At 67.9% G+C, this 13,671-nt stretch carries 13 protein-coding genes; 4 read left to right on the top strand and 9 right to left on the bottom strand.

The genetic code is table 11. The features are described from left to right. Nucleotides 1-6 precede the first annotated feature (6 nt). Complete coding sequence (locus SB786_RS22185) at nucleotides 7-1,938, top strand: sigma-54-dependent Fis family transcriptional regulator (protein WP_410729362.1); 1,932 nt, start codon at nucleotides 7-9, stop codon at nucleotides 1,936-1,938. Between the two features lie 28 nt (nucleotides 1,939-1,966). On the opposite strand, the gene SB786_RS22180 is transcribed toward SB786_RS22185, so the two are convergent. Both SB786_RS22180 and SB786_RS22175 read right to left on the bottom strand, forming a co-directional pair. Further along, complete coding sequence (locus SB786_RS22180) at nucleotides 1,967-2,401, bottom strand: carboxymuconolactone decarboxylase family protein (protein WP_410729361.1); 435 nt, start codon at nucleotides 2,399-2,401, stop codon at nucleotides 1,967-1,969. Then, a complete protein-coding gene (locus SB786_RS22175) occupies nucleotides 2,385-2,843 on the bottom strand; it encodes a MerR family transcriptional regulator (protein ID WP_410729360.1) in 459 nt (152 codons plus the stop codon). The genes SB786_RS22180 and SB786_RS22175 overlap by 17 nt, the downstream gene beginning before the upstream one ends. Nucleotides 2,844-3,143: 300 nt before the next feature. Here SB786_RS22175 and SB786_RS22170 point away from each other — a divergent pair, with 300 nt between their 5' ends. Then, entirely contained in the window at nucleotides 3,144-3,749 is a 606-nt protein-coding gene (locus tag SB786_RS22170; protein WP_410729358.1) for a ComEA family DNA-binding protein, read from the top strand. Between the two features lie 88 nt (nucleotides 3,750-3,837). After that, nucleotides 3,838-4,269, top strand: coding sequence for a YidB family protein (locus SB786_RS22165; RefSeq protein WP_006755892.1), 432 nt, complete (start codon nucleotides 3,838-3,840; stop codon nucleotides 4,267-4,269). Between the two features lie 128 nt (nucleotides 4,270-4,397). On the opposite strand, the gene clpB is transcribed toward SB786_RS22165, so the two are convergent. Next, nucleotides 4,398-6,995: an ATP-dependent chaperone ClpB gene (gene clpB / locus SB786_RS22160; RefSeq protein WP_410729357.1), complete on the bottom strand. Its 2,598-nt coding sequence runs from the start codon at nucleotides 6,993-6,995 to the stop codon at nucleotides 4,398-4,400. A 154-nt stretch (nucleotides 6,996-7,149) separates the two neighbouring features. Continuing rightward, the gene (locus SB786_RS22155) at nucleotides 7,150-7,668 is read right to left on the bottom strand and encodes an Rrf2 family transcriptional regulator (protein ID WP_410729356.1); all 519 of its coding nucleotides are present in this window, start codon (nucleotides 7,666-7,668) and stop codon (nucleotides 7,150-7,152) included. A 263-nt stretch (nucleotides 7,669-7,931) separates the two neighbouring features. On the opposite strand from SB786_RS22155, the gene SB786_RS22150 reads away from it, so the two are divergent. Then, nucleotides 7,932-8,492: a group III truncated hemoglobin gene (locus tag SB786_RS22150; protein WP_410729355.1), complete on the top strand. Its 561-nt coding sequence runs from the start codon at nucleotides 7,932-7,934 to the stop codon at nucleotides 8,490-8,492. An 89-nt stretch (nucleotides 8,493-8,581) separates the two neighbouring features. Here SB786_RS22150 and SB786_RS22145 read toward each other — a convergent pair whose 3' ends face one another. From SB786_RS22145 to SB786_RS22125, 5 genes are all read right to left on the bottom strand, one after another. Beyond that, nucleotides 8,582-9,058: a molybdenum cofactor biosynthesis protein MoaE gene (locus tag SB786_RS22145; RefSeq protein WP_410729354.1), complete on the bottom strand. Its 477-nt coding sequence runs from the start codon at nucleotides 9,056-9,058 to the stop codon at nucleotides 8,582-8,584. A gap of 20 nt (nucleotides 9,059-9,078) precedes the next feature. Beyond that, nucleotides 9,079-9,336, bottom strand: coding sequence for a molybdopterin converting factor subunit 1 (moaD, locus tag SB786_RS22140; protein WP_006758354.1), 258 nt, complete (start codon nucleotides 9,334-9,336; stop codon nucleotides 9,079-9,081). Nucleotides 9,337-9,355: 19 nt separating this feature from the next. Continuing rightward, nucleotides 9,356-10,603 (bottom strand): gephyrin-like molybdotransferase Glp, encoded by a 1,248-nt coding sequence (glp, locus tag SB786_RS22135; protein WP_410729353.1) that lies wholly within the window; start codon nucleotides 10,601-10,603, stop codon nucleotides 9,356-9,358. A gap of 250 nt (nucleotides 10,604-10,853) precedes the next feature. Beyond that, the gene (gene thrC / locus SB786_RS22130; RefSeq protein ID WP_410729352.1) at nucleotides 10,854-12,305 is read right to left on the bottom strand and encodes a threonine synthase; all 1,452 of its coding nucleotides are present in this window, start codon (nucleotides 12,303-12,305) and stop codon (nucleotides 10,854-10,856) included. A 14-nt stretch (nucleotides 12,306-12,319) separates the two neighbouring features. Next, on the bottom strand, nucleotides 12,320-13,648 hold the full coding sequence (locus tag SB786_RS22125; RefSeq protein WP_175753787.1) for a homoserine dehydrogenase: 1,329 nt from the start codon (nucleotides 13,646-13,648) through the stop codon (nucleotides 12,320-12,322). Between the last annotated feature and the right edge of the window lie 23 nt (nucleotides 13,649-13,671).

Raw genomic sequence — 13,671 nt, 5'->3', positions numbered from 1 at the left:
CCGACCATGCCCTATGCCGTCCCCCAGGCCCAGCACGCCGACCGTGTGCTCGGCGCGCTCGCCGGGCGCCTGCCCGCGCCGGCCGATTCCGCGCGTCTCGTGTCGTCGTGGCAGCGCTCGCTCGAGCGCTACGCGCTCGACCCCGCTTCGTCGATCGGCCCGCGCGTGCTGACCGCGGCCGAGTTGCGCGAGGTGCGCGACAAGGAGGAGGCCTTCCTGCGCGCATCGGGCCAATGCCTGACGCGCCTGCACGACATGATTCGGGTCGCCGACTATTGCGTGATGCTGACCGACGCGCATGGCGTGACGATCGACTACCGGATCGACCGCGAACGCCGCAACGACTTTCGCCATGCGGGGCTGCACATCGGCTCGTGCTGGTCGGAAAGCGAGGAAGGCACCTGCGGCGTCGCGAGCGTGCTGACCGATCTCGCGCCGATCACCGTGCACAAGACCGACCACTTCCGCGCGGCGTTCACCACGCTCACCTGCAGCGCGGCGCCGATCTTCTCGCCGGGCGGCGAACTGATCGGCGTGCTCGATGCGTCGGCCGTCCAGTCGCCCGACGGCCGCGACAGCCAGCGTCTCGTGTACCAGCTCGTGCGGCAGAGCGCGGCGCTGATCGAGGACGGCTATTTCGTGCACAGCACCGCGCAGCACTGGATATTGTTCGGGCATCCGAACCGTCATTACGTGGAGGCACAGCCCGAATGGCTGATCGCGTTCGACGAATGCGGCAATATCGTCGCCGCGAACCGGCACGCGCGCGACGCGCTGCCGGCGCTGCGCGAGCCGCGCCATATCGACGAGATCTTCGATGCCACCGAGATGCCGCTGCGCGATGCCGCGCGGCTCGATGCGATCGTCGCGCTGCGGCTGCGCGCGACCGGCGCGCCGCTCTATGCGCGACTGCGTGCCCCGCTACGGCGCGCCGCCCGCGAAACCGGCACGGCACGGGCCGCCTCGGCCTCGCGCCGCCCCGGCACCGCGCAACGCCACGTCGGCGCGCTGACGCCGTTCCTGCACAGCAGCGACGCGCGCGTCGCGCAGCAGGCCGAACTCGCGCTGCGTGTCGCGAGCAAGCGGCTGCCGATCCTCGTGCTGGGCGAAACCGGCGCGGGAAAGGAAGTGTTCGCCCGCGCGATCCACGACGCCGGCGCGCGGCGTGCGCGGCCGTTCGTCGCGGTCAACTGCGGCGCGCTGCCCGAGGCACTGATCGAAAGCGAGCTGTTCGGCTATGCGGCCGGTGCGTTCACCGGCGCGCGCAAGCACGGCGCGCGCGGCAAGATCGCGCTCGCCGACGGCGGCACGCTGTTCCTCGACGAAATCGGCGACATGCCGCTCACGCTGCAGACGCGCCTGCTGCGCGTGCTCGCCGACGGCGAGGTCGTGCCGCTCGGCAGCGACACGCCCGTGCGCGTCGATCTCGACGTGATCTGCGCGACCCACCGCGATCTCGCGCGGATGGTGGCCGACGGCACGTTCCGCGAGGACCTGTATTACCGGTTGAGCGGCGCGACGTTCGAACTGCCGCCGCTGCGCGAGCGCGCGGACGTATGCGACGTGATCGCCACGGTGTTCGCCGAGGAGGCGCAGGCGACCGGCCACGTGCTCACGCTCGACCCGACGCTCGCCGCGCAGCTCGCCGCGTATCCGTGGCCCGGTAACGTGCGCCAGCTGCGCAACGTGCTGCGCTATGCGTGCGCGGTATGCGACGCCGCGCGCGTGACGCGGCGCGACCTGCCGGCCGATCTCGCCGCGCAGCTCGGCGCCGGTCCGGCCGGCGCACTGCCGGACGACGAGCGCGGCCGCATCGTCGCGGCGCTCACCGCGCATCGCTGGCGGCCCGATGCGGCCGCGCAGGCGCTCGGCATCTCGCGCGCGACGCTGTACCGGCGAATCGCCAAGCATCGGATCGTCGCGCCGCACCGCATCTGATGCCGGCAACGCATCGGCACGCTTCGCCTCACGCCGTGTGCGCGGCCGCTTCGGTCGTGGCGCCGTCCCGCCCGAGCGCTTCATCGCGTCGCGTGAACACCTCGTGCGCGGCGAACAACGCGTTCAGGGCGGCCGGGAACCCCGCGTAGACGGCCATCTGCATGAACACCTCGACAATCTCGTCGCGCGTGCAGCCGACGTTCAGCGCGGCCTCGATATGCACCTTCAGTTGCGGCTGCGCATTGCCGAGCGCGGCCAGCGCGGCGATCGTCGCAATCTCGCGCGCTTTCAGATCGAGCTGCGGCCGGCTGTAGATGTCGCCGAAGCTGAACTCGACGAGCAGTCGCCCGAAGTCGGGCGCGATCGGCGCGAGCGCCGCGATCACGCGTTCGCCCACTTCGCCGTCGATTTCCTTCAGCTTGTTCCAGCCACGCGTATAGCGGTCTTCAACGAGTCGTTCCATGGTGTCCGTCCTGTTCAGAGGGTGAATGAGTAAGGTTCGCCCGTCGTTCCGTCTCGCGTTCCTGCGTCTCGTAGTACGCGATCTTGTCGCCGATCGCGTCGAGGCTCGCCTGCAGCTCCGCGATATGCGCGCGCACCGCATCGCGATGCGCGGCCAGCAACCGCCGCCGCTCACCGAACGTCGACTCGCCTTGTGCCCGCAGCGCCGCGAACTGCTGCATCTGCGCGATCGGCATGCCGGTCGCCTTCAGGCGCATCACGAAGGCAAGCCAGTCAAGGTCGGCCGGCGCATAGAGCCGGTGCCCGGCCGCCGTGCGCGAAATCGCGCGCAGCAGGCCGGCCTGCTCGTAATACCGCAACGTATGCGTCGACACGCCGATCAGTTCGGCGACTTGCCCGATCGTCAGCGGACCGGCGGAAGGTTTGGATACGGTTTTCGACATGGCAGGAACAAGGTTAGGAGTTAGAGTTCACTCTAAGTCAAGCATCGTCGTGCGGCCATATCAAATAATTTGCGGTCCGCGCCGCGGACCGCACCGCGCATACCGTAAAGAATGGTCAAAACCGCTGCCCGGCGCAGCTTTCGGTCTTTACAGCGGCGCAAGCCTTCAGCAAGATTCGGTCATTGCATGTCTTAAAAAGGGCACGCATTTGTCCTATGCTTAACGGCGACGCCCGGCCGGGTCTCGTCCAGTCGTCCGTTGCAACGCCCATTCATCCGTCAGAACCAGGGAGCCCTTGCCATGCTGAAAAAGCTGCTGATGCTGTTCGTCGCGCTGTCGCTGTCGCTTGCCGCCGGCCTCGCCGCGGCCGTCGAAGTCAACACGGCCGACCAGGCCGCGCTCGAATCGGTGAAGGGTCTCGGGCCCGTGAAGTCGAAGGCGATCATCGACGAACGCACCAAGAACGGCCCGTTCAAGGACGCGGACGATCTCGCGACCCGCGTGAAGGGTCTCGGCACGAAGTCGGTCGGGCATCTCGAGGAGAACGGCCTGACGATCGGCGGCGCGTCGACGCCGCCGAAGGGCGTGAAGCTGTCGAAGCCGGCCGCGACGACGTCGGCGACCACGTCGACCACGACGTCGGCAGGCACCGCATCGACGCCAACGACCCCGACGACCGGCACGACGGCGACCGCACCGGCGGCCAGCGCGCCGGAAGCGGCGGCCAAGCCGGCCAAGAGCAAGCGCGCGTCGAAGAAAGAGAAGGCGGCCGCAGCCGCGGCGGCATCCGCCGACGCGAGCGCGAGCGCGCCGGCCGCGGCGTCGTCCACGAAGGCGACCAAGGGTTCGAAGAAGAAGAGCAAGAAGGACAAGGCAGCCTCCGCCGCCGCGGCGTCGGGCGCCTGATGTGCGCCGCGCGCGCGACGGCGTGCGCGCGGCATTCGATCAACGGGCGCCGTTGCTGCGGCGTCCTTTTCAGTGAAGGTGAAGAACCATGGGTCTCCTCGACATCGTTGGCGGTCTGATCGGCGGCCAGGCCGGCGGCAACTCGCAAAGCGCGCTCATCACGACCGCGCTCGAATTCATCAACAACCAGCCGGGCGGCCTGAACGGCCTGATCGAAAAGTTCAAGGCCGGCGGCGCCGGCGACATCATCGGCTCGTGGGTCGGCACCGGCGAAAACCAGCCGATCTCGGGCGACACGCTGCAGAACGTGCTCGGCTCCGACGTCGTCGGCGCGCTCGCGACCAAGGTCGGCATCGATCCGTCGCAGGCATCGTCGATCCTCGCGCAGGTGCTGCCGCACGTCGTCAACGGCGCGACGCCGAACGGCGAAGTGCCGGCCGGCGGCCAGGTCGATACGTCGAACGTGCTTGGCGCGCTCACGCAGCTCGCCGGCATGTTCGGCGGCAACAAGCCGGCCTGAGCCCGCACCGCGCCGGCTGACGGCCCCGGCAGCGGTTTCGGCCGCTCCATATGCAAACACCCCGCCTGAGCGGGGTGTTTGTTTTTGCGCGCCCGGCGCAAACCGGGCGGGCGGCCGATCAACGGCGATCAGTGCACGACGCGGTCGAACACGAACTCGCCGTCGTTGACGTCGACCGGGATCACGTCCTTCGGGCCGAAGCGGCCCGCGAGGATCAGCTTCGCGACCGGGTTCTCGATCTCCTGCTGGATCGCGCGCTTCAGCGGCCGCGCGCCGAACACCGGATCGTAGCCGACCTTCGCGATCTGTTCGAGCGCCGCCGGCGACACGTCGAGCGCCATGTCGAGCTTCGCGAGCCGGTCGTGCAGGCGTGCGAGCTGGATCTTCGCGATCGATTCGATGTTGCTGCGATCGAGCGCATGGAACACGACGACGTCGTCGATACGGTTCAGGAACTCCGGACGGAAGTGCTGTTTCACCTCGATCCACACGGCGTCCTTGATCTCTTCCTGCGGCGCACCCGTCATCGCCTGGATCACCTGCGAGCCGAGGTTCGACGTCATTACGATCACCGTGTTCTTGAAGTCGACCGTACGCCCCTGCCCGTCGGTCATGCGACCGTCGTCGAGCACCTGCAGCAGCACGTTGAACACGTCCGGATGCGCCTTCTCGATCTCGTCGAGCAGGATCACGCTGTACGGCTTGCGGCGCACGGCTTCCGTCAGGTAGCCGCCTTCCTCGTAGCCGACATAGCCCGGCGGCGCGCCGATCAGCCGCGCGACGCTGTGCTTCTCCATGAACTCGCTCATGTCGATGCGGATCAGGTGCTCTTCCGAATCGAACAGGAACGACGCCAGCGCCTTGCACAGCTCGGTCTTGCCGACCCCTGTCGGGCCGAGGAACAGGAACGAGCCGTACGGACGGTTCGGATCGGCGAGACCCGCGCGCGAACGACGGATCGCATCCGCGACCGCGCTGATCGCCTCGTGCTGGCCGACCACGCGCTCGTGCAGCTTTTCCTCGATGTGCAGCAGCTTCTCGCGTTCGCCCTGCATCATCCGCGACACGGGAATCCCGGTTGCGCGCGATACGACTTCCGCGATTTCCTCGGCGCCGACCTGCGTGCGCAGCAGACGCGGACGCGTCGGGTTGTGCTGCTCCTGCTCTTCGGCCTGCGTGACCTGCTTCAGTTGCGACTCGAGTTGCGGCAGCTTGCCGTACTGCAGCTCGGCGACCTTCTCCAGCTTGCCTTCACGCTGCAGGCGCACGATATCGGCCCGCACCTTCTCGATCTCTTCCTTGAGCTGCGCGCTGCCCTGCACCGCGGCCTTCTCGGCGGTCCAGATCTCCTCGAGATCCGCATATTCGCGGCCGAGACGATCGATCTCCTCCTCGATCAGTTGCAGGCGCTTCTGCGACGCTTCGTCCTGCTCCTTCTTCACGGCTTCGCGCTCGATCTTCAGCTGGATCAGACGACGATCGAGCTTGTCCATCTCTTCGGGCTTCGAATCGATTTCCATCTTGATCTTCGACGCAGCCTCGTCGATCAAGTCGATCGCCTTGTCCGGCAGGAAACGGTCGGTGATGTAGCGGTGCGACAGCTCGGCCGCGGCGACGATCGCCGGGTCGGTGATGTCGACGCCGTGGTGCAGTTCGTACTTCTCCTGCAGCCCGCGCAGGATCGCGATCGTCGCCTCGACGCTCGGCTCGTCCACGAGCACCTTCTGGAAGCGGCGCTCGAGCGCGGCGTCCTTCTCGATGTACTTGCGGTATTCGTCGAGCGTGGTCGCGCCGATGCAGTGCAGCTCGCCGCGCGACAGCGCCGGCTTCAGCATGTTGCCCGCATCCATCGCGCCTTCGGCCTTGCCGGCGCCGACCATCGTATGGATCTCGTCGATGAACACGATCGTCTGGCCTTCGTCCTTCGCGATGTCGTTGAGCACGGCCTTCAGGCGCTCCTCGAACTCGCCGCGATACTTCGCGCCGGCAAGCAGCGCCGCCATGTCGAGCGACAGCACGCGCTTGCCCTTCAGCGTTTCGGGCACTTCGCCGTTGACGATCCGCTGCGCGAGCCCTTCGACGATCGCTGTCTTGCCGACGCCCGGCTCGCCGATCAGCACCGGGTTGTTCTTGGTGCGGCGCTGCAGGATCTGGATCGAGCGGCGGATTTCGTCGTCGCGGCCGATCACCGGGTCGAGCTTGCCCGCACGGGCGCGCTCGGTCAGGTCGACCGTGTATTTCTTCAGCGCCTCGCGCTGGCTTTCGGCGTCCTGGCTGTGCACCTGCGAGCCGCCGCGCACCGCGGCGATCGCGGCTTCGAGCGACTTGCGCGTGAGGCCGTGCTGACGCGCGAGCTTGCCGGCTTCACCCTTGTCGTCGGATACGGCGAGCAGGAACATCTCGCTCGCGATGAACGTGTCGTTGAGCTTCTGCGCTTCCCTGTCGGCCTGGTTCAGCAGCCCGGCCAACTCACGGCCGACCTGGATGTCGCCGCCCGTGCCCGTCACTTGCGGCAGGCGCGAAATGGCCTCGTTCAGCGCGCCTTGCAGCGCCTGCACGTGAACGCCCGCGCGCGACATCAGCGAGCGGGAGGAGCCGTCGTGCTGCGCGACCAGCGCCGCCAGCACGTGAACGGGTTCAATGTATTGATTGTCGCGGCCTGCCGCGAGGCTTTGCGCGTCTGCCAGTGCTTCCTGGAACTTGGTGGTGAGCTTGTCGATTCTCATTTAGTCGAGACCTCCAATTTTCGATTAACACCAAGATGAGGATGGTTATGCGGGTTTCAAGCGAAATTCGGGTTGATTCAGCGCAAAAAACACGAAGCGCACATGGAGCGGCCCGCGGGCGCAACGGCAGCAGGATGTGGGGGGCGCCGGCGTGTCAGCCGGCCTTCGACGGCGCTACCGCGGACGCCAGGGCGTCATCCCCGGCCAGCTCGGCACGCACCAGCGCGATCGGACGAATGCCCAGCAGCGCGACGAGCGGCGACGCGGGTTCCGTCAGCTCGCCGAGCGTGTGGCCGTCGAGTTCAGCGAAGAACGCATCACGCGCGGCCGCCAGCACGCCCTTCAGGCGGCACTGCGGCTCGATCACGCAGCCGCGCGCCGCGCCGCCGTCCGCCGAAAAGCAGCCGACCAGCGCGAAATCGCTCTCGGTCGCGCGCACCACCTGGCCGACCGTCAGCTTCAGCGAGTCGGGAAACAGTCGCAGCCCGCCGTTGCGGCCGCGAACGGTATCGACCCAGCCGAGCTCGCCGAGTTGCTGGACGACCTTCATCAGATGGTTCTTGGAGATGCCGTAGGCGTCCGAGATCTCCTGGATTGTCGCGAGCCCCTCGCCGCGCACGGCGAGATACAGCATGACGCGCAGCGAGTAGTCGGTGTAGTCGGTGAGTCTCATGAGCGGATACGGAAAATTATCGATCGTGCCCCGATCCCGCGGACCGGGTCGATCGGGGCGTGCCGGACCGGCTGGCGGGGGCGCCTGAAGGCGGCGGGTTGCCGGGACGGCCTGCGCGCAATAAGATGCATGGGATCCACGCATTTTTCAGGCATGGGTCGACGCTATTTTGCGTCAAAATCCGCTCGGCGTCCTGCGCATTACCTGCGCTGCCGCGCCGACTGGCCCCCCGCCAACGCCCCGATTTTCCGGCCCTTTTTGCGATGACCGCCCTGCCCGCCTCGCCCGATACCGCGCCGGCCCGCCCCCGCGACGCCGAACCGACCGAAGACAATATCCGCGACCTCGTGTACGCGTTCTACGACCGCGTGCGCGCCGATCCGCTGCTCGGGCCCGTGTTCGACGCGAAGCTGGACGGCCGCTGGGACGACCATCTGCCGAAAATGGTCAGCTTCTGGTCGAGCCTCGTGCTCGGCACCAAAGGCTATCGCGGCAACGTGCAGCAGGCGCACCAGCCGCTCGACGGGATCGAGCCCGCGCATTTCAGCCGCTGGCTGTCGCTGTTCCTGAAGACCGTCGAGGGGCGCTACACGCCGCCCGCGGCAATCCGCTTCATGGAACCCGCGCTGCGGATCGCGCAGAGCCTGCAGCTGAGCCGCTTCGGCTGGGACTATCAGATTCCGCCCGAGCAGCAGGCGCTGCTCGATGCGGTCGCGCCGCGCCGCCGGGACGCGGGTGATGATCCTCATGCGCTGCCGTCGCGCGGCCGAGGCGAGCCGTTTCCGACGAAGATCATCGGGCGCGGCGTCGATCCGGACGCCTGACACGGCAATTCGTGGCGCTTGAACGCCGGAGCGCTCGGGAGCGCCCGCGGCACAATGCCGCACAATGCCGCACGACGGGAACGCCGCGCTCAGCGCGGCGTGTTGCCCGACTCGACGCCCCAGCGCGCGAGCGCCGCATCGTCGGTGGTGCGGGCATCGACCCAGCGTTCGCCGTCCGGCGTCGTTTCCTTTTTCCAGAACGGCGCCTCGGTCTTCAGGTAATCCATCACGAATTCGCACGACGCGAACGCGTCGCCGCGGTGCGACGCGACGGTGGCGACCATCACGATCTGGTCGAGCGGCAGCAGCCGGCCGACGCGATGCACGATCGCGACGTCGATGCCGGGCCAGCGCCGGCCGGCCTCGGCGGCAATCTTCTCGAGCGCCTTCTCGGTCATGCCCGGATAGTGCTCGAGTTCCATCGCGGCGACCGATTCGCCTTCGTTCAGATCACGCACGGTACCGACGAAGCACGCGAGCGCACCGATTTTCGGGTTGCGCGCGCGCAATGCCGCCACTTCGGCGTTCAGGTCGAAATCGCCGGTCTGGATTCGTATCGTTGCCATGACAACCCCCTCATCCGCCTTCAACCGCCCGTCACCGGCGGAAAAAACGCGACCTCGCAGCCGTCGGTGAGCCGCGTGTCGGGGTCGGTCATCTCGTGATTGCACGCCATGCGCAACGCGCGCCCTTCGGCGAGCGTCTCGGCCCACGCGCCGCCGCGCAGGCGCAGCCATGCGCGCACGTCGCCGACGGTCGTCACGCCGTCCGGCACGTCGGCCTGCTCATCGGACACGCCCAGCGCCTCGCGGACGCTTGCAAAGAATTTCAGCTGAATCTTCATAGGTCGGGAAGCCGTCGCGTTACGACAGCAGTTCGGAAAACGGAATGAAACGCACGGTCTCGCCCGCGCTGATCGCGTGCTGCGGCGGATTGTCGATCAGGCCATCGCCCCAGACCGTCGACGTCATCACAGCCGAACTCTGGTTCGGGAACAGGTCGAGGCCGCCGGCCGCGTTCACGCGCGCGCGCAGGAATTCGTTGCGCCGGTCGCCCTTGCTTTGCGAGAAGTCCGCCCGCAGCGACAGCGCGCGCGGCGCGACGTCGCGCACGCCGGACAGGCGCAGCAGGAACGGCCGCACGAACAGCAGGAACGTGACGAAGCTCGACACGGGGTTGCCCGGCAGCCCGATGAAGTGCGCGTCGGGACGCTCGTCGCCGCGGCGCACCGCGCCGAACGCGAGCGGCTTGCCGGGCTTCATCGCGATCTGCCACAGCGAGAGCCGCCCTTCGGCCTCGACGGCCGGCTTAACGTGATCCTCGTCGCCGACCGATACGCCGCCGCTCGTCAGAATCACATCGTGATCGCGCGCGGCCTCGCGCAGCGTGTCGCGGGTCGCGGCGAGCGAGTCGGGCACGATCCCGTAGTCGGTCACGTGGCAGCCGAGCCGCTCGAGCAGCCCGCGCAGCGTGAAGCGGTTCGAGTTGTAGATCGCGCCGGGCTTCAGCGGCTCGCCGGGCATCGTCAGTTCGTCGCCGGTGAAGAACACCGCGACCCGCAGCCGCCGCGCGACCGACAGCCGCGCGCAGCCGACCGAGGCGGCCAGGCCGAGCGCCTGCGGCGTGAGCCGCGTGCCGGCCGGCAGGATCACCGAACCCTGGCGGATGTCCGCGCCCTGCGCGGTGATCCATTCGCCGGCCTTCGGCGTATGCAGGATCTCGACCGCGTCGCCGTCGGCCGACGCCTGTTCCTGCATCACGACGGCGTCGGCGCCGGGCGGCACCGTCGCACCGGTGAAGATCCGGGCGGCCGTGCCCGCCGCAAGCGGCGCGGCCGGATGGCCGGCCGGGATCCGCTGCGACACCGGCAGGCGCCGCTCGCCGTGCAGCAGGTCGGCGACCCGCACCGCATAGCCGTCCATCGCGCTCGTATGCATCGGCGGCACGTCGAGCGGCGAGCTCACGTCGGCCGCCAGCACGCGGCCGAGCGCGTCGAGCGTGGCGACGGTTTCGGCGCCGGGCAGCGGCTTCGCGGCTTCGAGCAGCGCGGCGAGCGCTTCCGCGGTCGACAGCATCGGCGCGCGCGGCGCCACGGAATTCGGGTTCGACATCGAGGGAATCGGGGATCGTTGGAGTCAATACGTCATTGTAGCGACGCCGTCGCGCGCACGTGCGATATGGCGGACATGCGACAACTGTGATCGGCGCGAACACGCGGCACTGATGCTTGTTCCGCGCGGCATCGGACGACCTCCGCGCGGCCGCCACCAAACGAAACGGCCGGAACCCCGATCCGTGCGACGAATCGGCATTCCGGCCGTCCTGCGCAGCCGGGGGTGAACCCGGCAGCCCGGCGCTGCGTTACGCGCCCGTATGCGCGGCGATGAAGTCCTTCACCTGTTGCGCGTCGGCCTTCACGACCTCGAAACGCTGCTGCAGCGCCTCGAGCCCGTCGAATGCGGCCGGCCGCTCGGCTTCGCGATCGAGCGCTTCGCGGATCGTCTCGCCGAACTTGATCGGCTGGGCCGTCTCGAGCACGACCATCGGCACGCCCGCGTCGAGATGCTCGCGCGCGACTTTCACGCCGTCGGCCGTGTGCGTATCGATCATCGTGTCGTAGCGCGAGAACACGTCGCGGATCGTCGCGATGCGGTCCGTGTGGCTGCTGCGGCCCGACACGAAGCCGAACTCGGCCACGCGCGCGAAATCGCCGCTCGCCGCGAGGTCGAAACCGCCCTTCTCCTCGACGTCGCGGAACAGCTGCATCACGCGTGCCGGATCGCGGCCGAGCAGGTCGAACACGAAGCGTTCGAAGTTCGACGCCTTCGAGATGTCCATGCTCGGGCTGCTCGTGTGATACGTGTTCTCCGCGCTGCGCACGCGATATGCGCCGGTGCGGAAGAATTCGTCGAGCACGTCGTTCTCGTTGGTCGCGACCACGAGCTTCGCGATCGGCAGGCCCATCATCCGCGCGATGTGACCCGCGCAGACATTGCCGAAGTTGCCCGACGGCACCGTGAACGACACCTGCTGGTCGTTGGACTGGGTCGCCGCGAAATAGCCCTTGAAGTAGTACACGACCTGCGCGACGACGCGCGCCCAGTTGATCGAGTTGACCGTACCGATCTTCTGCTGCGCCTTGAACGCGTGATCGTTCGACACGGCCTTCACGATGTCCTGGCAGTCGTCGAACACGCCTTCGACCGCGAGATTGAAGATGTTCGGATCCTGCAGGCTGAACATCTGGGCCGTCTGGAACGCGCTCATCTTCTTGTGCGGCGACAGCATGAACACGCGCACGCCGGCCTTGCCGCGCATCGCGTATTCGGCCGCGCTGCCCGTGTCGCCCGACGTCGCGCCGAGAATGTTCAGCGCCTCGCCGTGCTTCGCGAGCGTGTACTCGAACAGGTTGCCGAGCAACTGCATCGCCATGTCCTTGAACGCGAGCGTCGGGCCGTTCGACAGTTCGAGCAGCGACAGCGCCGTGCCGTTCTCGGTGCCGAGCGTCTTCAGCGGCGTGATGTCGGACGCGTTCTCGCCATGGCGCGTGTTGCTGTACACGGCGGCCGTATACGTGCGGCGCGTGATCGCGCGCAGGTCGTCGGCCGGCACGTCGTCGCAGAACTTCGACAGGATCTCGAACGCGAGATCCGCGTATGGCAGCGCGCGCCAGCGCGCGAGTTCGTCGGCCGACACCTTCGGATATTCGGCCGGCAGGTACAGCCCGCCGTCCTTCGCGAGACCGCCGAGCAGGATGTCGGAGAACGTATGGCGCTCGCCGATGCCGGCGCCGCGCGTGGAGATGTAGTTCATGTCGTTCCTGGTCCTCAGTTCAGCGCTTCCATGCGCAGCTTCGTCACCTTCGAGACCACCGTCGCGAGGCTTTCGATCTGCGCGATCGCCTTGTTGACGTGCTTCTCGAGCGTCTCGTGCGTGATCAGGACGATGTCGGTTTCGCCGTTCGCGTCGTCGACCTGCTCCGATTCCTTCTGCAGCAGCGCGTCGATCGAGATGCCCGTCTCGGCGAGCAGGCGCGTGATGTCCGCGAGCACGCCGGTCTGGTCGGCCACGCGCAGGCGCAGGTAATAGCCGCTCGTCACTTCCTCGATCGGCAGGATCGGCGTGTTCGACAGGCTGTCCGGCTGGAACGCGAGATGCGGCACGCGATGCTCGGGGTCGGCCGTATGCAGCCGCGTGACGTCGACGAGATCCGCGACGACCGCCGACGCGGTCGGCTCCGCGCCCGCGCCCTTGCCGTAGTACAGCGTCGTGCCGACCGCGTCGCCGTGCACGACGACCGCGTTCATCGCGCCTTCGACGTTCGCGAGCAGGCGCTTCTCGGGAATCAGCGTCGGGTGCACGCGCAGCTCGATGCCGTTTTCGGCGCGGCGCGTGATGCCGAGCAGCTTGATCCGGTAGCCGAGCTCTTCCGCGTAGCGGATGTCGGTCGCGTCGAGCTTGCTGATGCCTTCGACGTACGCGCGGTCGAACTGGACCGGCACGCCGAACGCGATCGCGCTCATGATGGTCGCCTTGTGCGCGGCGTCGACGCCTTCGATGTCGAAGGTCGGATCGGCTTCCGCGTAGCCGAGCTCCTGCGCGGCCTTCAGCGCGGTCGCGAAGTCGAGCCCGCGGTCGCGCATTTCCGACAGGATGTAGTTCGTCGTGCCGTTGATGATGCCCGCGATGTACTGGATGCGGTTGGCGGTCAGGCCTTCGCGCAGCGCCTTGATGATCGGAATGCCGCCGGCCACGGCCGCCTCGAACGCGACCATCACGCCCTTCGCGCGCGCGGCTTCGAAGATCTCGGTGCCGTGCACCGCGAGCAGCGCCTTGTTCGCCGTCACGACGTGCTTGCCGTTCGCGATCGCGCGCAGCACGAGCTCGCGCGCGATGCCCGTGCCGCCGATCATCTCGGCGATGATCGCGATCGACGGATCGTCCACCACCGCGTTGAAATCATCGGTGATCTGCGCGCCGCCGGCGTCACCGCCGAGCGCGGCCTGCGCCTTGGCCGGGTTGCGCACGGCAATGCGCGCGACCTCGATGCCGCGCCCCGCGCGGCGCTTGATTTCTTCCTGGTTGCGGTTCAGCACCGTGAAGGTGCCGCTGCCGACGGTGCCGAAGCCCAACAGGCCAACTTTGATCGGTTCCATGCTGCGTGTGGTCGATGAGTAAG

Origin of the sequence: Burkholderia sp. SIMBA_062 (genome assembly GCF_046534765.1) — a bacterium.
GTDB classification, from domain to species: domain Bacteria; phylum Pseudomonadota; class Gammaproteobacteria; order Burkholderiales; family Burkholderiaceae; genus Burkholderia; species Burkholderia ambifaria.
This window is presented reverse-complemented; position numbering and strand designations above follow the sequence as displayed.